Origin of the sequence: Rhizorhabdus dicambivorans (genome assembly GCF_002355275.1) — a bacterium.
GTDB lineage: Bacteria > Pseudomonadota > Alphaproteobacteria > Sphingomonadales > Sphingomonadaceae > Rhizorhabdus > Rhizorhabdus dicambivorans.
Map to the genome: position 1 here is coordinate 766,294 of NZ_CP023449.1, position 20,060 is coordinate 786,353.

17 protein-coding genes and 1 pseudogene are annotated in these 20,060 nt (G+C 66.5%); 12 read left to right on the top strand and 6 right to left on the bottom strand.

Features of this window, described 5'->3' with window-relative positions; genetic code table 11:
* Window positions 1-114: 114 nt before the first annotated feature.
* Window positions 115-1,089, bottom strand: a complete 975-nt coding sequence (locus tag CMV14_RS03715) for a threonine ammonia-lyase (RefSeq protein ID WP_066959636.1) — start codon at window positions 1,087-1,089, stop codon at window positions 115-117.
* 452 nt (window positions 1,090-1,541) lie between these two features.
* Here CMV14_RS03715 and CMV14_RS03720 point away from each other — a divergent pair, with 452 nt between their 5' ends.
* The 3 genes and pseudogenes from CMV14_RS03720 (at window position 1,542) to CMV14_RS03730 (ending at window position 4,732) form a co-directional block, all read left to right on the top strand.
* Window positions 1,542-2,477 carry a LysR family transcriptional regulator gene (locus CMV14_RS03720; protein ID WP_066959634.1) on the top strand — a complete coding sequence of 312 codons (936 nt, stop codon included), beginning with the start codon at window positions 1,542-1,544 and terminating at the stop codon, window positions 2,475-2,477.
* A gap of 122 nt (window positions 2,478-2,599) precedes the next feature.
* Window positions 2,600-3,815 (top strand): annotated as a pseudogene (locus tag CMV14_RS03725) (CaiB/BaiF CoA transferase family protein).
* Window positions 3,812-4,732, top strand: a complete 921-nt coding sequence (locus CMV14_RS03730) for a hydroxymethylglutaryl-CoA lyase (RefSeq protein WP_066959632.1) — start codon at window positions 3,812-3,814, stop codon at window positions 4,730-4,732. The pseudogene CMV14_RS03725 and the gene CMV14_RS03730 overlap by 4 nt, the downstream one beginning before the upstream one ends.
* 75 nt (window positions 4,733-4,807) lie before the next feature.
* Here CMV14_RS03730 and pabB read toward each other — a convergent pair whose 3' ends face one another.
* From pabB to CMV14_RS03745, 3 genes are read right to left on the bottom strand one after another with little or no spacing between them, the layout of a single operon-like run.
* The gene (pabB, locus tag CMV14_RS03735; protein ID WP_066959630.1) at window positions 4,808-6,001 is read right to left on the bottom strand and encodes an aminodeoxychorismate synthase component I; all 1,194 of its coding nucleotides are present in this window, start codon (window positions 5,999-6,001) and stop codon (window positions 4,808-4,810) included.
* A 6-nt stretch (window positions 6,002-6,007) separates the two neighbouring features.
* A complete protein-coding gene (locus tag CMV14_RS03740) occupies window positions 6,008-7,216 on the bottom strand; it encodes an acetyl-CoA C-acetyltransferase (protein ID WP_066959627.1) in 1,209 nt (402 codons plus the stop codon).
* 25 nt (window positions 7,217-7,241) lie between these two features.
* Window positions 7,242-8,015: an IclR family transcriptional regulator domain-containing protein gene (locus tag CMV14_RS03745; RefSeq protein ID WP_066959625.1), complete on the bottom strand. Its 774-nt coding sequence runs from the start codon at window positions 8,013-8,015 to the stop codon at window positions 7,242-7,244.
* 68 nt (window positions 8,016-8,083) lie between these two features.
* On the opposite strand from CMV14_RS03745, the gene CMV14_RS03750 reads away from it, so the two are divergent.
* From CMV14_RS03750 to CMV14_RS03790, 9 genes are all read left to right on the top strand, one after another.
* Window positions 8,084-8,803: a CoA transferase subunit A gene (locus CMV14_RS03750; protein WP_096367669.1), complete on the top strand. Its 720-nt coding sequence runs from the start codon at window positions 8,084-8,086 to the stop codon at window positions 8,801-8,803.
* Window positions 8,803-9,441, top strand: a complete 639-nt coding sequence (locus CMV14_RS03755; RefSeq protein WP_066959623.1) for a 3-oxoacid CoA-transferase subunit B — start codon at window positions 8,803-8,805, stop codon at window positions 9,439-9,441. Before CMV14_RS03750 ends, CMV14_RS03755 begins: the two co-directional genes overlap by 1 nt.
* Before the next feature lie 115 nt (window positions 9,442-9,556).
* A complete protein-coding gene (locus tag CMV14_RS03760) occupies window positions 9,557-10,597 on the top strand; it encodes a hypothetical protein (RefSeq protein ID WP_066959621.1) in 1,041 nt (346 codons plus the stop codon).
* A 301-nt stretch (window positions 10,598-10,898) separates the two neighbouring features.
* Window positions 10,899-12,272, top strand: a complete 1,374-nt coding sequence (locus CMV14_RS03765; RefSeq protein WP_066959619.1) for an aminomethyltransferase family protein — start codon at window positions 10,899-10,901, stop codon at window positions 12,270-12,272.
* 63 nt (window positions 12,273-12,335) lie between these two features.
* Complete coding sequence (locus CMV14_RS03770; protein ID WP_066959618.1) at window positions 12,336-13,208, top strand: methylenetetrahydrofolate reductase; 873 nt, start codon at window positions 12,336-12,338, stop codon at window positions 13,206-13,208.
* A 23-nt stretch (window positions 13,209-13,231) separates the two neighbouring features.
* Window positions 13,232-14,158, top strand: a complete 927-nt coding sequence (locus tag CMV14_RS03775; RefSeq protein WP_066959616.1) for a glutathione S-transferase family protein — start codon at window positions 13,232-13,234, stop codon at window positions 14,156-14,158.
* 97 nt (window positions 14,159-14,255) lie between these two features.
* Entirely contained in the window at window positions 14,256-15,002 is a 747-nt protein-coding gene (gene pcpC / locus CMV14_RS03780) for a tetrachloro-P-hydroquinone reductive dehalogenase PcpC (RefSeq protein WP_066959614.1), read from the top strand.
* A gap of 171 nt (window positions 15,003-15,173) precedes the next feature.
* Window positions 15,174-17,480 carry a TonB-dependent receptor gene (locus tag CMV14_RS03785; RefSeq protein ID WP_066959612.1) on the top strand — a complete coding sequence of 769 codons (2,307 nt, stop codon included), beginning with the start codon at window positions 15,174-15,176 and terminating at the stop codon, window positions 17,478-17,480.
* Between the two features lie 10 nt (window positions 17,481-17,490).
* The gene (locus tag CMV14_RS03790; protein ID WP_066959610.1) at window positions 17,491-18,477 is read left to right on the top strand and encodes an MBL fold metallo-hydrolase; all 987 of its coding nucleotides are present in this window, start codon (window positions 17,491-17,493) and stop codon (window positions 18,475-18,477) included.
* On the opposite strand, the gene CMV14_RS03795 is transcribed toward CMV14_RS03790, so the two are convergent.
* Together CMV14_RS03795 and pcpA are read right to left on the bottom strand one after the other, a co-directional pair.
* Complete coding sequence (locus CMV14_RS03795) at window positions 18,449-18,901, bottom strand: HPP family protein (protein WP_066959608.1); 453 nt, start codon at window positions 18,899-18,901, stop codon at window positions 18,449-18,451. The two genes, CMV14_RS03790 and CMV14_RS03795, sit on opposite strands and share 29 nt — an antisense overlap.
* Before the next feature lie 102 nt (window positions 18,902-19,003).
* A complete protein-coding gene (pcpA, locus tag CMV14_RS03800) occupies window positions 19,004-19,966 on the bottom strand; it encodes a 2,6-dichlorohydroquinone dioxygenase PcpA (RefSeq protein ID WP_066959606.1) in 963 nt (320 codons plus the stop codon).
* Window positions 19,967-20,060 lie beyond the last annotated feature (94 nt).

Consider the following 20,060-nt stretch of genomic DNA (forward strand, 5'->3'; position numbering starts at 1 on the left):
TCCAGGTTCGAAGATCTGAAAATATCGGCAGGATCTTCCCGCCGTGATAGTCGATATCGAAAATCCGGAAGTCGAAGTGGGCGTCTAACCTGGCCGGTTATTTGCTATTCCGCTCTAGGAGTGCCGCCGCAGGATATCGGTCAGAACCTGCTCGTCGATATTGCCACCGCTCATGATCGCGGCGACCTTGCGATTGGCGAAATCGGGCTTCGTCAGCGCGCAGGCGATTGGGACGGCACCGGCGCCTTCGACGATGAGCCGGTGTTTGCGAAACATCATGGCGACGACGGCGGCGGCCTGCTCGTCGTCGACGACGGCCGTGCCTGCGACATATTCGCGCAGCAGCGGCCAAGCCGATGGCAGCACCATGGCCCCGCCGATTCCGTCGATGAAGCTGTCGGGATCGCTCTCGACCGCGACCGGCTTTCCGGCGGCCAGGGCACTGGTAAAGGGCGTGGATGAGGATGCTTCGCAGGCGATCAGCTCGATGTGCGGCGCCAGGAGGCGAATGGCAGCAGCGATGCCGAGAACCAGCCCCCCACCGCCGAAAGGAACGAGGATGGCGTCGATGTCCGGGGCGTCCTCGATGATCTCCGCACCGATCGTGGCGTTGCCGATCAGAACCTCGCGGCCGCGGCAGGGATGGACCATATGGGCCGTCTCGCCCTCGGGGATCTCGCCACTAAGGATTTCCCACCAGCGCGAGAAGGACACCTCGATGACCTCCGCTCCGAGGCTGCGCATCATTCCGATCTTGGTTCGCGCGGCATTGTCGGGCGCGTAGACTCGGGTCGGCACCCCGCGTCGCGCCGCCGCCGCGGCCACCCCCTGCCCGAAATTGCCGGCGCTGGCAGTGTACAGCCCCCGGTCAAGGCATTCATCGGGTACGCTGAGAACGGCATAGCTGCCGCAGCGAATCTTGAACGAGCCATATGGCTGGATATTCTCCGCCTTCGCCAACGCCGCTCGTCCGTTCGCGGCACTGACCGGCACCAGCGGCGTGCGGATCGCCACGTCGCGCAGCAGCGAGCGCGCCCGGTCGATATCGTCACGCGTGATCTGGCCCACGATATTGTCGACATCGGACATGGGCGATTCTCCTGGGCGGTGTAGGTAATCCGGGTTCATCGATCATCGATCGTGACAAGTCGGCACGTTCGAAGGACACCGTCCGCGGTGTCTTGCCGGTGCCGGATTTTTACAATGTTATGATAGTGGAAGCAGCCATTATATCTGGAGCAGACTATTCGCCAAGGTGCGACAGAAAGTCAAACGCGGCCACGGATGGCCGCTTGTCCGAATTCTCTCCCTCGAACACTTCGACCGGGGCGATGAAGTCCTCCTGGGCCGGGAGCGATCCCACGGAAGCAGAACGGCGCCTCCCGAAGAATTTGCTGCTGATGGTTTTCGCTGTGGCTGCGAGGCGATATCCGGCGCTCTTATCGGGCGAACATCCGTGAACTAATGGTCGCGCTGGCCTGGCCGCCCGATGGGCGCTATCGGGGGCATATCGTTTCCTATGGCTTGACGAGAGGACGCGGATGACCTCGACCCCGCCCGAGCCCAGTCGGAATCTCACCGCCGGCTTCCTGCGTAACTTCGATCTCGCCTCGCTGCGCCTGCTGCTCAGCGCGATCGAAGAGGGGAATCTGGCGCGCGTTGCGGCGCGCGAGGGTTTCTCGCTGTCCGCGGTCAGCCGGCGCATCTCCGATCTCGAGGCGCGGATCGGTATCAGGCTGCTCCATCGGCATGATCGCGGTGTCAGCGCCACCGATGCCGCCCTGGCGAACCTTGCCCGGTTACGCAGCCTGTTCGGCCTGATCGATCAGCTGGTCGAAGATTTTCGCGCGATCCGCGACGGCGAAAAAGGCGTGGTGCGCGTGCGCGCCCACCTCACCGCAATCACCGGAGCCTTGCCCGAGGCGATGTCGAGCTTCACCGAAAGCCATGAGGGGATCGAACTCGTCGTCGATGAGGCGACCAGCAGGGAGATCGTCCATGCCGTCCAGCTTGGCGACTGCGATATCGGCTTCGTCTCCGGAACGGTCGATACCGAACGGCTGGCCGTCTTCCCCTGGAAGACCGACGAACTCGTGGTGGTGATGCCCGCGAATCATAGGCTGGGCGGCCAGGCGGCCCTGAGTTTCGGCGAGCTGCTCGATTACGGTTTCGTCGGAATGACTCCGGGCAGTGCGCTGCTCACCCTTTTCCGGGGCCAGGCCGCCTTGCTGGGTCGGACGCTCGACGAACGGGCGCGGGTGAGCACGTTCGACGGCGTGGTCGAAATGGTCGCAGCCGGGATAGGCATCGGCATTCTGCCCGCCGCCGTCGCCGCGCGTGTCGCTGCGCAACGCGGTCTGGCGATCCGGCGGCTGAGCGAGCCGTGGGCGGCGCGTCGGCTCGTGATCTGCGTGCGTGACCGCGAGCAGCTTCCGGCCGCGGCGCGTGCCTTTCTCGATCATCTGACCGGGGGATAGCGGCTGTCGCAACCCAGGCTTGCTGGAAACGGCATGGACCACAGGGGCTGGGCGGCGCCACATCGGGGACAAGGCTCGGGCCCATTGCCGTCTTGCCGCGATTTCCGGGACTGGGAGATCGGATGTCCTCGCAACGCCCTTCGCCGGTCCTGGCCGGCCTTCGCATACTCGAAATCGGCCATTTCGTGGCGGCGCCCTTTTGCACCCGGCTGCTGGCGGATCTGGGGGCGGACGTGATCAAGATCGAACCGCGCGGCGGCGATCCCGCCCGTAGCTGGGGCGAGATGGTCGATGGCCGCTCGCTCTGGTGGTCGATGCATGCCCGCAACAAGCGCAGCATCACGCTGGATCTGAAATCGAAAAAGGGGCGGGCGTTGCTGCTCGATCTGGTCGCGCAATGCGATGTGGTGGTCGAGAATTTCCGGCCGGGCCAGCTCAGGAAGATGGGGCTGGGCCCCGATGTGCTGCGCCGGGCGCGGCCGGACCTGATCGTCGCGCACATCTCCGGCTATGGCCAGGACGGGCCGGGGGCCGAGCGCGCCGCCTTCGGGGTGATCGGCGAGGCGATCGGTGGCTTGCGCTACCTGACCAACCATGTGCCCGGCACCGTCGATCTGCCACCGGTGCGGGTGGGCATCAGCATCGGCGATTCGATCGCCGGCCTCTATGCCGCCTTCGGGGTCATGGCGGCGCTGTGGCAGCGCGATCGCGCGAAAGGAGACGGTCAGGCGAGGACCATCGACGTGGCGCTGACCGAAAGCATGCTGAGCATGATGGAGGGCATGCTGCCCGAATATGGCGCGCTGGGTAAGATAGACCGGCGGCGGCATCGCCACCGCGGCGCCGACCAACGCCTATCCCAGTGCCGACGGGCAATGGGTGCTGATCGCCGCCAATTCGGAGCCGCTGTTTGCCAAGCTGATGGCATTGATCGGCCATGCCGAGCTGATCGGCGCGCCGGGCTATGCCAGCAATCCCGAGCGGGTCGCGAACGTAGCCCATCTTGATGCGCTGATAGGCGAGTGGAGCCGCCAACATGACGCGGCCGATCTGGTCGCGCTGCTCGACGCCGCCGATATCCCCAACAGCAAGGCCTATACCGCCGCTGATTGCGCCGCCGATCCGCAATATCGCGCGCGGGGTATGGTGCGCGAGGTGCCCGACAAGTATTTCGGCACGGTGCTGCAGGCGGGCATGGTGCCGCACATCCCGGAATCACCGGGCGAGGTGCGCTGGACCGGGCCCGATCTGGGCGAACATAATCACGAGGTTCTGAGCGAATTGCTGGGGCTGGAGCGCGAGGCGATCGAAGCTCTCGAACAGGAAGGCGTGCTGTGAGCGGAGCCGCTCAGGTCGAGATCGTCGAAGTCGGGCCGCGCGACGGCTTCCAGTCGATCGGCCCGCTGATCCCGACGCCCACCAAGATCGCCCTGATCGAACAATTGCACGCCGCCGGCATCCGGCGGATGGAGACTACCTCCTTCGTCAGCGCCAGCGCCCTGCCGCAGCTGGCCGACGCGCCCGCGATCGTCGCGGCGGTGGCGCGGATGCCGACGCTGGATTCGCAGGTGCTGGTGCCGACGGCGCGCCATGCCGAACGCGCGCTGGCAGCGGGGGCGCGGCATCTGAGTGCGGTGCTGTCGGTCAGCGAGCGGCACAATATGGGCAATGTTCGCCGGACGCCGATGGAATCGGTGGCGGATTACACACAGATGGTGGCGATGATGCCGGCGGACGCGAGCATGCGGCTGAACCTCGCCACCTCCTTCGATTGCCCGCATGTCGGCCGGATAGATCGCGACGCGGTGCTGGCCCTGCTCGAGCCGCTGGTGGCGGCGAGCGCCGATGTCGAGATCGCGCTGTGCGACACCACCGGCCATGCCGATCCGGCGCAGGTGCGCGGTCTGTTCGCCGCCGCGGCGGATCGCTTCCCCCAGGTGCGGGCCTGGGCCTTCCACGGCCATGACACCTATGGACTGGGTGCCGCCAATGTGCTGGCGGCCTGGGACGTCGGCATCCGGATATTCGATGCGGCGGTGGCGGGGCTGGGCGGCTGCCCCTTCGCCCCCGGCGCGACCGGCAATGTCGCGACCGAGGATCTGATCTGGATGTTCGACCATATGGGAGTCGAGACCGGCATCGATCTCCAGAAGCTGGTCGATGCCGCCCGCGCGGTGGCCGAGCTGCCGGGGGCCCAGGTCGGCGGCCGGGTCCGCCAGGCATTGGGTGCGCGTGCCTGTCTGGCGGCATCCTGATCGCGCTTCGGGCGCTACCGATATTGGCGATTTATCCTGCAATACTATCTCGAAGACGGCATCCTGTCCGTCGATCTACCAAGGAGGCCTGACGGCCCGGTCGATGAAGGCCGACTTGAGCAGGCATTCCGCCCATTCCTCCTCGAGCACCGAGTCCGCGACGATTCCCGAGCCCACCCCATATTCGGCCTGGCCGCCGGGCCGCAGCCGCAGGGTGCGGATCGCGACGTTGAAACGGCATTGCCAGGCCTCGTCCGCCCCCGTCGCGCCGTGGATCGCGCCGATCGCGCCGCAATAGGGGCCGCGTCCGCGATGCTCGATCTCGCGGATGATCTCCATCGCGCGCAGCTTGGGGGCGCCGGTGATCGAACCGCACGGGAACATCGCCCGGATCGCGCGCTCGAACGAAGGCGGGCCATCGATCCGGGCGGATATGCCGGTCGTCATCTGGAACAGGGTGGGATAGGTCTCGATCCGGAAGGGCGAGTCGACCCGGACGCTGCCGGGCAGGCTCATCCGCGCCAGATCGTTGCGCATCAGATCGACGATCATCAGATTTTCGGCGCGGTCCTTGACGCTGGCGGCCAGCGCCTCGGCGAGCCGCCGATCGCTCGGGGCGTCGCTGCCGCGCGGGCGGGTGCCCTTCATCGGCCGGACGGCGATGTTGCGATCGCGCATCGCGAAGAACAGTTCGGGTGAGAAGCTCAGCAGCCATTCGACGCCGTCGAAGATCAGCGCTGCGAAGCGGGCGTTGGCCGCGGGTCGGATCGCCCGGTAGAGCGCCACCGGGTCGCCCTCCCACCCGCCCTCCAGCCGGAAGGTCAGATTGGCCTGATAGATGTCGCCGGCCGCGATCGCCTCCTTCACCCGGCCGAAGGAGGCGGCATAGCTGTCGAAGCCGATCGCCGGCCGCAAAGGCGACAATCGCGCAAGGCCGATCGCCCTGCGACCAAGCCAGCCGTCCACCGTCTCGGCCGGCATGGCGGTGCAGCCGTCGAAGGCGAAAAGGCGCAGCAGTGCATCCCCCGGCTGGTTGCCCCCAAGCCAGTGCCTCAGCCGGGGCTCCAGGGCATAGCCGGCCTCATAGCCGATCCAGCCCGCCACGATTCCGCCGGCTCGTGCCACGGCGTCGGCTCTGGCGAGCGCCTTGTGGACGTCCTCCGCGCTGGTCGCGGTGATCATGTCGCGGGGCCGTTCGTACAGGCTGGCCTCGCCCTTCTCGATATCCTCGAGCAGGATGAACGGAGAGGGCCGGGACACGGCCGGCATCGGACGTCAGCGTTCGAAGATCGCGGCCAGGCCCTGACCGCCGCCGATGCACATCGTCTCCAGTCCGTAGCGGGTGCCACGGCGGCCCATCTCGTTCAGCAGGGTCGCGGCAATGCGCGCGCCCGTCACGCCGATCGGATGGCCCAGCGAGATGCCCGAGCCGTTGACGTTGAGCCGGTCGAAGCGGCTGTCCTCCGCGCTCCAGCCCCACCCCATGGTGACGGCCAGCACCTGCGCGGCGAAGGCCTCGTTGAGTTCGATCAGGCCGATGTCGTTCCAGCCGAGCCCGGTGCGCGCGAACAGGCGTTCGACGGCGGGCACCGGCCCGATCCCCATGCGCGACGGATCGCAGCCCGCCGCGGCCCAGCCCAGGAACCAGCCGGCGGGCTCAAGCCCCAGCTCGGCCAGGCGGTCCTCGGCGACCACCAGGCAGGCGGCGGCGGCGTCGTTCTGCTGGCTGGCATTGCCGGCGGTGACCACCCCGCCCTCGATGGGCCGGAGCGCAGCCAGGCTCTCCAGCGACGCGTCGGCGCGATAGCCTTCGTCATGGTCGAAGACGGTCACGGCGCCGCGCTTGCCCGGCACGTCCACCGGCACCACCTCATCGGCAAAGCGGCCCTCCCGCCAGGCTGCGGCGGCGCGCTGGTGCGACCGGACGGCATAGGCGTCACACTGTTCGCGGCTGATGCCATGGTCGCGGGCCAGATTCTCGGCGGTCTCGATCATGCCGGATATGACGCCGTAGCGCGCGATCGGCTGCGACATCAGCCGCGCCCGGGTCAGCCGGTCGTGCAGCTCGACATTGCCCATGCGCGCCCCGCCCCGGATCGCGGTCGAATAATGCTCGACGTTCGACATGCTCTCCGCGCCACCGGCGACGACCACGTCGGCGGCGCCGGTCTGCACCATCATCGCCGCCTCGATGATCGCCTGCAGGCCCGATCCGCAGCGCCGGTCGAGCTGGAAGCCGGGCACCGATTGCGGCAGCCCGGCGGCCAGCCAGGACCAGCGGCCGATGGCGGGCGCCTCGCCGCCCGGATAGCCATGGCCGAACACGACGTCGTCGACCCGCTCGGGATCGATCCCGCTGCGTTCGACCAGCGCCTTGAGGATGACGCCGCCGAGGTCGCCGGCGGTGAGCGACGAGAGGCCGCCGCCGAACTTGCCCACTGCGGTACGGAGGGGGGAGACGATCGCGGCGCGGCGCAGTTGCATCGATGGGAATCCTTCGGTTGAGAGGTCAGATCGCCCGTTCGAGCTGGCCGGCGGCCGCGCGCAGATCGGGCAGATGGATTTCGAGCAGCCGCTCGCGGCTGTGGGCGTGGGAGAAGGTCGCGACGTTGAGGCTGGCCACCACCGTTCCGTCGCGGTCACGCACCGGCACCGCCAGCGAACGCAGCCCCGGTTCCAGTTCCTCCTCGACGAGGCTCCAGCGCTGCTCCGCGACCGATGCCAGCTCGGCGCGAAGCCGTTCCGGGCTGGTGATGGTCCGCTCGGTACGGGGCTCCAGCAACGCCGCGGACAGCCAGCGCTCGCGCTCGTCCTCGTCCATCGCCGCGAGCAGGATTCGGCCCATCGATGTGCAGTGGCTGGGCAGGGTGCTGCCCACCATCAGCGGCGCGGCGATGATCTGGTTCCGCTCGGCGCGGGCGATGTAGATGATTCGGCCGGGATCGGACGGGTCGAGCGTGCCGACCGAGATCGTCTCCTCCAGCCGGTCGCGCAGCGCGTTGGCGACCGCCTGGGCGGCGCTCGCCAGCGGGGTGGAGGTGAGATAGCCGCAGGCGAGCGGCAGCAGCCGGGGCGTCAGTGCATATTGGCCACCGCGTTCGCGGGCATATTCCAGCTGGACCAGCGTGTGCAGGCAGCGTCCGGCGCTTGGCCGGTTGAGGCCGCTGATCCGCGCCGCCTCGCCCACTGTGAGCGAAGAGCGGCCCTCGAACGCCCGCAGCACGTCCAGCCCCCGGGCGAGCGAGAGCATGAAATTGGGATCGGCGACAGCGCCATCGGCCATGGATTGATCTTTCGACTGTGTACGATTAATGTATCTTTTGTCCGATTATCGGTCAAGTAAGGGATGAAATGGCGAAGCGCAAGATAGTGAGCGACGCGGGGGCCGCGCTCGCCGGCGTCCTGTCCGACGGGATGACCATCATGTCCGGGGGGTTCGGGCTTTCGGGAAATCCCGAGCATCTGATTGCCGGGCTGCTGGCCAGCGGCGTGAAGGAACTCACCATCATCTCGAACAATTGCGGCGCTGACGGCTTCGGCCTGTGGACCCTGCTCAACAACGGCCAGATCCGTAAGATGATCTCCTCCTATATCGGCGAGAACCGGCTGTTCGCCGAACTCTATCTGGCGGGAAAGCTGGAGCTGGAGCTCAATCCGCAGGGGACGCTCGCCGAGCGCATCCGCGCCGGGGGCGCGGGCATCCCTGCCTTCTATACGAAGACCGGCGTGGGCACCGTCGTGGCGGAAGGAAAGCCGGTCGAGACGTTCGAGGGCCAGGACTATGTCCGGGAAGCCTGGCTGCGTGCCGATCTTGCGATCGTGAAGGCCTGGAAGGGCGATCCCGAGGGCAATCTGATCTACCGCAAGACCGCGCGCAACTTTAACCCGAACATGGCCACAGCCGGCCGCATCACCATCGCCGAGGTGGAGGAACTGGTCCCCGCCGGCGCGCTCGATCCCGATCAGGTCCACACCCCCGGCATCTATGTCGACCGGCTGTTCCAGGGCCCTTCCTACGAAAAGCGCATCGAGTTCCGGACCACGCGTCCGCGTGTGGAGGAGCAGGGCTGATGGCGTGGACCCGCGAACAGATGGCCGCCCAGGCCGCGACCGAGCTGCAGGACGGCTTCTACGTCAATCTCGGCATCGGCATTCCGACGCTGGTGGCGAACCATGTGCCCGACGGTATCGAGGTGGTGCTGCAATCCGAGAACGGCATGCTCGGCATCGGGCCCTTCCCCTATGAGGAGGAGGTCGATCCCGACCTGATCAACGCCGGCAAGCAGACCGTTTCTACCCTGCCGACATCGAGCTTCTTCAGCTCGGCCGACAGCTTCGCGATGATCCGGGGGGGGCATGTCGACCTCGCCATCCTCGGCGCGATGGAGGTGGCCGGCAATGGCGATCTCGCCAACTGGACGGTGCCCGGCAAGATGATCAAGGGCATGGGCGGCGCGATGGACCTCGTCGCGGGAGTCAAGCGGGTGGTGGTGGTGATGAACCATTGCGACAAGGCCGGCGGCCCGAAGATCGTGCCACGGTGCAGCCTGCCGCTGACGGGTACCGGCGTGGTCGACGCGATCGTCTCGGAATATGGCCGCTTCCTGCTCGATCGTGCCGGCGAAAGACTGATCGCGCAGCAGCTTGCCGATGGCGTCGATCTGGAACTGGTACGGAGCCGCACCGGCATTCCCGTAGCGGCCGGCTGAGTTGCCCGCTTCGCATCCGCATCGCGGATGAAAGCTATCCGGGCGCCGGATTTCCTGGCGGGCCGGCGCATGTCTAAGGCTGCGCCTCACGATAATCCGTGAGGAGGGCGAGCGAATGACGGGCGGCCGCGGAACACCGATATTGCTGGTCGGCAGTGTGCCGCTTGCCGACGAGGCCGAGGTTTTCGCTACCGTCGGCCGGATATTGGGAGCGCGGGTCTGGGCCATTCCCGATGGCGAGACCGGCGAGCGCACCAACTGGATCAACTGGCAGAAGGCGGTGATGGACCGTGCGCCGATGCTCGAGCGGCTCCGACATGTCGATGGCTATGGCGCGGTCCAGGTGGATCTCTATTCGGAGCGGCCCGATCATCGCGGCGACGGGCGCTTTCCGCCGCTCGGCTATGCCGCCGCCGCCATCGCGTCCTACCGCAGCTTCGAACGCCTGGCCGGGGAAGGGCGGGTGGCGCCGGGGACCCGGTTCCAGGTGGCGCTTCCCACGCCCTTCGCCCCGATGATGTCGTTCATCGAGCCGGGCAGCTTCGAACGGATCGAGCCGCTCTATGTCGATGCGATGCGGCGCGAGCTGGGGGATATCCTTGCCGCCATTCCGCACGACAGGCTGGCGATCCAATGGGATACCGCGCTGGAATTCGCGGTTCTCGAAGGGGTGTTTCCAGCCCCGGTCCGCGATTTTCCGTCCCTGACCGGGCGGCTGGTTGAACTGGCCTCCTGGGTGCCGGTCGAGGTCCGGCTCGGCTTCCATCTCTGCTATGGCGATGCCGACCACAAGCATTTCAAGGATCCCGATGACAGCGCGCTGATGGTCGAGGTGATGAACCGGCTGATCGCGCAGGTCGGCAGGCGGATCGACTGGTTCCACCTGCCGGTCCCGATCGGCCGCGACGATCCGGGCTTCTTCGCGCCGCTCGCGCGCCTCGATCGGTCGGCCGGCACGATGGTCCACCTCGGGCTCGTCCATGCGCGCGATGGTGTCGAGGGCGCCCTGCGCCGGGTGGCCGCCGCGCGACACCATGTCGATGGCTTCGGCATCGCCACCGAATGCGGGCTCGGACGTCGTCCGCCGGAGAGCATTGTGCCGCTGCTCCATCTCCACGCCGAGATCGCCGCGCGGATGGACGGCGACGCGGCCTGAGCAGGCGTTCGGTGGGGATCGGCCCCGCGGTGCCCGGCACCGCGGGGCTTTTTCATGCGCGCGGCCCCCTTCTCATCCGGAAGCCGGATTCGCGGAATCCGTGCCGCCTTCTACCCATGGTCCCGGGCGGCAATTATTCAAGATCGCAAGAAGTCATCCGGCTTCGGTTCTCCGAAATCATGTCTTCGATCGATGAACATGTTGTCGGGGTGAAGGAAAGTGCCACGGCGGCGAAAGTATCTGAGTGGGATCTAGCCATGGCTCCACTTTTCGCGCGCAATATTTCTAGGAAAGAGATGCCATGAAGAGCCCATTGATGAAATATCGGAATCTGGAAGAGGCGATGGGGGCTGTCGGCGGCCCGGTGCAGCTGCTGCGCGGTTCGCAGACCGGTCCCTATGTCTTTCCCGTGGTGGCGCCCGAATATACCAACTGGCGTGACGAGCAGCGCGCCTGGAAGGAGAGCGTCGCGCTGCTCAACCTGTCCTATCACATGACCGACCTCTACCTGCGCGGTCCCGACGCGCTGAAGGTGCTGCAGAAGGTCGGCCTGACCAAGATGGTCACCTTTCCCGTCAACCGCGGCAAGCAGCTGATCGCGTCGAGCCCCGACGGCTATCTGATCGGCGACGGCATCGTCTTCCATCTGGAGCAGGATTATTTCCGCGTGGTCGGCCCGCCGGTCATCTCCGACTGGACCCAGTTCCATGCCGAGACCGGCGGCTTCGACGTGGAGATCGACCGCGACGAGACGGTCACCTTCCGGCCCGGCGATCCGCGCATCTACATCTATCAGGTTCAGGGCCCGCTGGCGCTGGAGATGATGAAGGAGGTGACGAACGGCACCCTGCCCGAGATCGGCTTCTTCGCGATCGGTGACTTCGAGATCCGCGGCAAGAAGGTCCGCGCGCTGCGCCACGGCATGGCGGGCACCGCGGGCTTCGAGATGTTCGGCCCCTGGGAGGACCAGGCCGTGATCATGGACGCGCTGGAGGAGGTCGGCGCCCGATATGGCATGCGCAAGATCGGCTCGCTGGCCTATCCGACCAGCACGCTGGAATCCTCGTGGATGCCGCTGCCGGTGCCGGCGGTCTACCATGGCGAGGCGATGAAGCCGTTCCGCGAATGGCTGACCATCCCGCATATCGAGGTTCTCGGCTCGGTCGGCGGCAGCCTCGCCTCCACCCGCATCGAGGATTATTACATGGACCCGGTGGAGGTCGGCTACACCGGCCTGATCGACACCAAGCGCGACGACTATATCGGCTGCGAGGCACTGAAGGAGCGGGTCGCGAACCAGCGCCGCAAGAAGGTGACGCTCGTCTGGAACCATGACGACCTGATGAAGGTCATGCACGACTCGCTCTACGCCGATCCGCCCGCGCGCTTCGTCAACTTCCCGCTCGCGACCTATTCGACCTTCCATGTCGATGATGTGCGCAAGGGCGGCAAGTCGGTCGGCATCGCCCAATATTCGGGCTTCTCGGCTAATGCGGGCGAGTTCGTCTCGCTGTCGATCGTCGACCTCGAACATGCCACGCCGGGCACCGAGCTGACGCTGATCTGGGGCGAGCAGGAGATGCGCCGCCCGACCATCGAGAAGAACACGCTGCGCGAAGTGCGCGTGACGGTCGCTCCGGCGCCCTATTTCGAGAAGGTCATCAAGAAAGACTGATCTTCCTTCCCCGGCCCCGCGCCGCCGCGCGGGGCCGGCCCCCTTCCCGAGAGGCTTCCCATCATGAAACTCGCCCTTGCGGCCCAGGACAGCCCCGTCCTGGACCTGGTCCGATCCTTTTCGCTCGAGATGACCGCGAAGGACATCGACAGCCTCTCCGAAGCGGCGCCGCTGATCCCGGCGGGCACGCCGATCTCGGTGACCTATCTGCCCGGCGAGGAGATGCCGGCCCGTGTCGCCGCCGCGAAGGCGGTGAAGGCGCTTGGCTTCGTCCCCGTGCCGCACATCTCGGCACGCCGTGTCCTGTCGCGCGATGATCTCGCCGATTTCCTCGCGATCCTCGACGATCAGGTGGGCATCGAGCGCGCCTTCGTGATCGCGGGCGATCCGCCGGCGCCGATGGGGCCGTTCGAGGATGCGCTGGCCGTCATCCGCAGCGGCATGCTCGACGCGGCCGGCATTCGCACCGTCGGCATATCGGGCTACCCCGAAGGCCATCCCGATATCGACAAGCCGAAGCTGGCCCGCGCGATGCAGGACAAGCTCGCCGCGCTCGCCGAACAGGGCAAGGAGGCGGAGATCATGACCCAGTTCGCCTTCGATGCCGATGCGATCCTCGTCTGGCTGGAGCGCATCCGTCAGGATGGCGTCGTTGCCCCCGTCCGGCTCGGCGTGCCGGGCCCCGCCAGCGTCAAGAAGCTGGTCCGCTTCGCGGCGCGCTGCGGCGTCGGCGCCTCGGCCAAGGTGATGCTCAAATATGGCACCTCGATCACCAAGCTGTTCAACACCGCCGGCCCGGAGCGCCTGATCGAGGATCTCGCCGCCCGTCTCGATCCGGCGCGTCATGGCCAGGTGATGCTGCACTTCTATCCCTTCGGTGCCCTGCTCGACACCGCGCGCTTCATCGACACCAACTATCCCGCCGCCGGGCGCTGACGGCGGATCGCGGGAGAACGGCCATGGGCCTGTTGGTCGACGGCGTCTGGCACGACCGATGGTATGATACGGAAAGCAGCGGCGGCCGTTTCATCCGCGCCGAATCCCAGTATCGCGGCGGACTGGACGGCGATTTCGAGGCACAGCCCGGCCGCTACCATCTCTATGCCGGGTTCGCCTGCCCCTGGGCGCATCGCGTGCTCATCATGCGCGCCCTCAAGGGGCTCGAAGGCATGGTCTCGGTCTCGATGGTCAACGCCCATATGGGCGGCCTGGGGTGGAGCTTCCTGCCCGGGGAGGGCGTCGTTCCCGATGCGGTCAACGGCGCGACCCATCTCCATCAGGTCTATGTCGCGGGCGATCCGAACTATACGGGGCGGGTCACCATCCCGATCCTGTGGGACAAGGCGGAGCGGCGGATCGTCAACAACGAATCCTCGGAGATCATCCGCATCCTCAACCATGGCTTCGACGGCATCGGCGCCGCGCCCGGCGACTATTATCCCGCCGGGCTCCGTGCCGCGATCGACGAGGTCAACACGCGCGTCTACGCCACCGTGAACAATGGGGTTTACCGCGCCGGCTTCGCCACCAGCCAGCAGGCCTATGAGGAAGCGGTGCTGCCGCTGTTCGAGACCCTCGACTGGCTCGACCGGCGGCTGGCGCGGAATCGCTGGCTGGTGGGTGGACAGCTGACCGAGGCCGACATCCGCCTGTTCACGACGCTGGTGCGCTTCGACGCGGTCTATCACGGCCATTTCAAGTGCAACCTGCGCAGGATCGCCGACTATCCGCACCTCGCCCGTTTCGTGCGCGCTCTGGCTGGGGATCCGCGCATCGCGCCGACCATCAACCTGCCCCATGCTAAGGCCCATTATTATGGCAGCCACCCGGGGATCAACCCGAGCGGGATTGTTCCGGTCGGCCCCGAACGGCCGCTGGGGCCGTGAAGTCCGCCAGGCGGAAGATCACTATCCGGTCCGCGCTATGGATCGATGCCCACGCGAAATTTATGCCTTTCCCGAGACAAGATAAAGGATTGCCAAGATGACCCATCTGGACCTGTACAATTACACCATGTCGATCTGCTCGATGAAGACGCGGCTCGCCATGGAGGAGCTCGGTCTCGACTATCAGGACCGGCAGGTCGACATCGGTTTCGCGCTGGAGAATTTCGAGCCTGACTATGTGCGGCTCAACAACAAATGCGTGGTTCCCACGCTGGTGGCCGGGGACAAGGTCGTCACCAATTCCTATAATATCGTGCTCGAGGCGGCGCAAATCGCCGGCAAGGGCCTGCCGGCCGATCCGGCCGCGCGGGAAACCGCGCTCGACTGGTTCCAGAAGGGCGACCAGGTCAACTTCCAGGTCATCACCTATGGGCGCAAGGGCGTGCCGCGTGGCGACGAGCTGCTGATCGCGCGCCGGGCACGCGCGCTGGAATATGCGGAGAAATATCCCGATCTGCGGCCGATCTACCAGGCCGCGCATGATCGGATCGTGGAGCACGGCAATTGCGCCTATGATGCCGAGACGGTGGCCGATGCCGAGGCCGGGCTGGTGGCGCGGCTCGACGAACTGGACAAGCATGTGCAGGGGCGCAGCTTCATCGCCGGCGATGACTATAGCGTGGCCGATATCATGTGGACCGTGCTGCTCGCCCGCGTCGAGATGCTCGAGCTGGGCGGCCTGATCAGCGAGCGGCCGCATCTGCTGGCCTATTATCAGCGCATGAAGGCGCGGCCCAGCTTCGCCGCCGCCCGCGTGATGCCCAATTGGAAGGGTGGGATCTGACCCGCCATCGGCGTCAGGACGGCAAAGGATATCGTGAATATTCCGTGCCTGGGAACAGATTATCCAAGTAACGGATGAGTATTATCCGGCTGTGTATTTGATAAGCAGACCATGGCCGATACCGTGATTTTCCGTAATCTCGGGAAAAACATATAAGCGGGAGTGAGGGGCATGAAGGATCTACGTCGCTGCATCATGAGTGCGATTGTCGGGGTGACCGCGCTGCAGGCTGGGAGCGGTTCGGCGTTCGCGCAGGAGCGCGCTCCCGAGGGAGAGGTGTCGGGCGGGGCCGCGACGGCCGCGCCGGAAACCCCCGACGACATCGTCGTCACGGCGCGCCGCCGCGCCGAGCGGCTCCAGGAGGTGCCGGTCGCGGTGACCGCGCTGTCGGCCGCCAGCTTGGAAGCGCGCGGCGCCTCCGATGTCGCGGCGATCGCGCCGGCCACCCCGGGTCTCAGCTTCAACGGCGGTGCCGTCGGCGGATCGGGCACCAGTTCCTCGGCGCAGGTGTTCGTGCGCGGCATCGGACAGGACGATTATCTGCCGACCACCGATCCGGGTGTCGGCATCTATATCGACGAGATCTATCTGGGCCGGACGACGGGGTCGATCCTGGCGCTCACCGATATCGAGCGGGTCGAGGTGCTGCGCGGCCCGCAGGGTACGCTTTTCGGCCGCAACACGATCGGCGGCGCGATCCTGGTGACGACGCGCAAGCCCGATCTCTCGGGAACGCATCTCAGCGTCTCCGCCAATCTCGGCGAACGCTCGCTGATCGACCTCAAGGGATCGGTCAACCTGCCGCTGTCGGATACGGTCGCGGTCAAGATATCGGCGGGGCTGAAGAAGCAGGACGGCTATGGCCGTTCCACCATCACGCCGGGCCGCTATGGCGACACCGATCGCTGGGGGATTACCGGCCAGCTGCTGTTCCAGCCGTCGGACCGGCTCAAATTCCTGCTGTCGGCCGACTATTCGGAGATCGACCAGCCCAGCCCGACCCAGGTTGCGAGCCGGATCGGCGCTCCCGCCGGCCTGATCGCGGCCTATAACGGGTTCGCCCCGGCGCGGGGCCTGCCGCTGTTCAATCAGGCGCTGGCGGCGACTGGCCGCTTCACCAACAGCAGCCAACGGCTCGGCTATGACCGCGCCAAGGTGAAGGGTGCGTCGCTGACCGGCGAATATGAGATCATGGAGGACTGGAGCCTCAAGTCGATCACCGCCTATCGCGAGAGCGACGTCGATTTCTCGGCCGATGCGGACACCACCAGCGCGCCGATCTTCGACGTCACCACGGTTGTCGACCAGTCCCAGTTCAGCCAGGAATTCCAGCTGAGCGGCACGCTGGGTTCGCTCGCGCTGACGGCGGGCACATATTATTATGACGAGGATATCGACTATACGCTGACCGCCGACATCCTGCCCGGGCTCTACGGTTTCCTTGTCGGGCGCGGTGTCTGTCCGAGCGCGGCGACGCCGTGCTTCGCGGCGACGCGCGGCTTCCGCCAGCCATCGACCCTGTCGATCAAGGCCTATGCCGGCTTCGGCCAGGGGACCTTCACCTTCACCGACTGGCTGAGCGCCACCGGCGGCCTCCGCTACTCGGTCGAGAAGCGCAGCTTCGACACCCAGTCCTTCGGCACGGCGACCGGCGCGCTGCAGTTCGGCGGCAATCAGAGCCGGCGCTATTCGCAATGGACCCCGAAGATCGGGATCGAGGTGAAGCCGGCGCGCGACGTGCTGGTCTATGGCTCCTATTCGAAGGGCTACAAGTCGGGCACGTTCAACGGCCGGGCCACTTCCGGACCTGCGCTCAACGAGGTGCTGCCGGAGAATTCGGACAGCTATGAGATCGGCCTGAAGTCGCAGTTCCTCGATCGGAAGGTGACGCTGAACCTGTCGTTCTACGACGTCACCTACAAGAATCTGCAGACGACGGTGACGGTGCGTGATGCCAGCGGCGCGCCGGCCACCGCGCTGATCAACGCCGCCAAGGCCCATGCCAAGGGCTTCGAGGCCGAATTGACGGTGCGTCCGCTCGATGGCCTGATGCTGAACGCGACCTGGGGCTATATCGACGGCAAGATCACGGAGACGACGCCGGTTGCGGCGGCGCAGGGGCTGCTGGTCGGCAACAAGCTGACCAAGACGCCGAAGAACAAGGTCTCGCTGGCCGCCCAATATGATTGGGACATGCTCGGATCCAAGGCCTTCGCCCGGGTCGATTACAGCTGGCAGTCGTCGATGTTCCACACGCCGCTGAACCAGTTCGCCACCTTCGAGCCGGCCTATGACGTGGTCAACGGGCGGATCGGCTACACCCTGCCGAAGGCGGACATCCGGGTGGCCCTGTTCGTCAACAACCTGTTCGACGAGCGCTATGCGGTGAACCGCAGCTATGTGGCCTTCGCCGACTACAACACCGCCAACTTCGCCCGGCCGCGCGAGTTCGGCATCTCGCTGGCGGCCGACTTCTGATCGGCCATCGATGAAACGCACGCTGCTCGCCCTCTTTCTCCTCGGGCTGGCAAGCGGGAGCGGGGCGCCTTCGGAGGTTCCGAAGGCGCCGACCGCGCCCCGGCTGATCCTGCTCGGAACCGCGGGCGGACCCATCGCCCGGCTCGAACGGTCCCAGCCGGCCAATGCGATCGTCGTCGACGGGCGGATCTACCTGATCGACGCCGGCGACGGCCTCCTCCGCCAGATGGCGGCGAAGCGCCTGGACCTGGGCAAGGTGCAGGCGCTGTTCCTTACCCATCATCATATTGACCATATCGCCGACCTGCCGGTGCTGATGATCGATCGCTGGCTGCTCAGCGCCGCGCCGCCGCTGCCGGTCCACGGCCCGCCGGGGGCCGCGCGGCTGGTGTCCGGCACGCTCGGCGCCTTCCGGCCGGTCGAGCTGGCGCCGGTCACGATCGGCGGGCCGCGCAAGCCGCCGCTTCGCCGCGCCGCCAGAGGGCATGACCTCCCGGCCCGGCTCGATGAGCCCCGCCTAGTCTACCAGGACGGATCGGTCCGCGTCCTCGCCATCGGGGTCGACCATTATCATTATCCGCCGGGTTCGCCCGAGGCGCGCTTCTCGCGATCCTACGCCTATCGGGTCGAGGCGGGCGGCAAGGCCTATGTGTTCAGCGGTGATACCGGGCCATCGGAACGGCTGGAGCGGCTGGCGCAAGGCGCCGACTATCTGGTCTGCGAGGTGATCGATCTCGCCCGGGTGGAACGAGCCCTGCGCGCCTTCCCCGGCTTCGCGCCCGAGCAGATTCAGCCCTTGCTGCGCCACATGGTCGAGGATCATCTGACCGGCGACCAGATCGGCCGGATCGCGGCGCGGGCGGGGGTAAGGAAAGTCATCCTCTCGCACCTGTCGCCCGGCGGCGACGGCGAGACCGACCTTGGCGACTATGCGCGCGGCATCGCCGACCATTTCGGCGGAGAAGTCGTCATCGGCCGCGATCTGGACGAATTCTGAGGCGCGGCAGCGCGATCGCGGCGAGGACCAGCACCAGCGCGGTCGCCGCGGTCAGCCCCAGCAACTGTTCGGCCGAGGCTGGCGAGGCATAGGCGAAGCCGGCATTGGCGAGTGCCGGCGGGTGCAGCGCGTCGAAGATCAGGACGATGGCAAGCGCGATCGCCACCGCCAGCGCCACCGCGCCGGGGCCGAGTGGCAGCAGGCCGCGCAGCGCGATGCCCGACAGCATGGCGATGCCATGGCTGAAGCCGACCCGGGCGGGATGGCTCGGGCGTTCGCCGCTGCTGGTCGTGATGACCACGGCGCTCGATACCAGCGAACCGAGGAAGATCGCCCCGCCGCTGGCCAGCAGCCCGGCCCAGGTCGCGAGGCCGACGATGCCGCCACACGCCATGCAGGCGAGCGCGATATCCGCCGCCCCCATAGGCCGAGCGCCACCGCCGCATGGAGCGGCGGTGGCGCGTTCGGCTTCGGATGGGATCGGGTATGCGGCCTGGTTTGAAGGATCGCGCAGCATCGGTACCCTTCAGACGACGATCGGATCGTCGGACATCGCCTGCTGGATCAGGTGCTTCTTGTCGTCGAACTGGGGCGAGACCTTCAGGTCCATGCCCAGGGTCAGCTCGTCCTCGTCATGGGTGAAGCCCAGGCTGTGGGTCGCCTCGAACATGATGCCGCCCGGGGTGCGGACATAGGTCGATTCAAAATAGCCGCGATTCTTGCGGTCGGAGAAGTCGGTGAAGCCGACGCCCTCGGTCTCGAACTTGATGCGCGCCTGCACGTCCATGTCGGGCACCGCGAAGGCGCCATGGTGGATGATGCCCTCGGCGATCGTCCAGCTGCCCTGGCGGCGATCGGGCTCATGCAGAAGGTCGATGATCGTGCCGGCGCTGCTGGTGTCCTTGACGCGGTAGCGGTGGCGGTTGCCCTCCTCGCCGATCTTCTCGAAATTCCAGCAGGCGTTCATGAAGAAATCCATGTCCTCGATCTCGCGCACCGATCCGGTCCAGCTGTGGAAGCCGCGCTGGGCATGCTCGATCGGCACATGGGGCGAGGCATAGGGCGCGCGATCGTCGGTCTCGTCCTCGATCACCTCGAAGTCGATCCCGCAATCGGGATGCTGGAAGCCGACGAAGCGCTGGCCGAAGCGGATGCCCGGCTCGCCGGTGGCGATGCCATGCGCGTTGAGATGGCCGATCCACCATTGCAGCGAGCCCTTCGGGATCGAATAGCTGCACACCGTGAACTGGTTCGATCCCTTGCGGCCCTTCTGGCCGGTGCGGCGGGTCGGGAAGGTCGTCATCACCGTGCCGGGGGTGCCCAGCTCGTCGGCGAAGTAAAGATGATAGATCGGGATGCTGCCGTCATAGAACAGGGTGCGCTTGACGAAGCGCTGTCCCATCACCTTCACGAAGAAGTCGATGTCGCCCTGTGCGGTGCCGGTGCAGATCGTTATGTGATGCAGGCTCGTGATATGGCTATTGTCCACGATCGCTCTCCATTGTCGTAGATGAACCCGCGACCGCCGCCGGTTGGAAGGCGGGGCGCGGTGTCGGATTCCGAAATACCAGCGCGGCCGGACT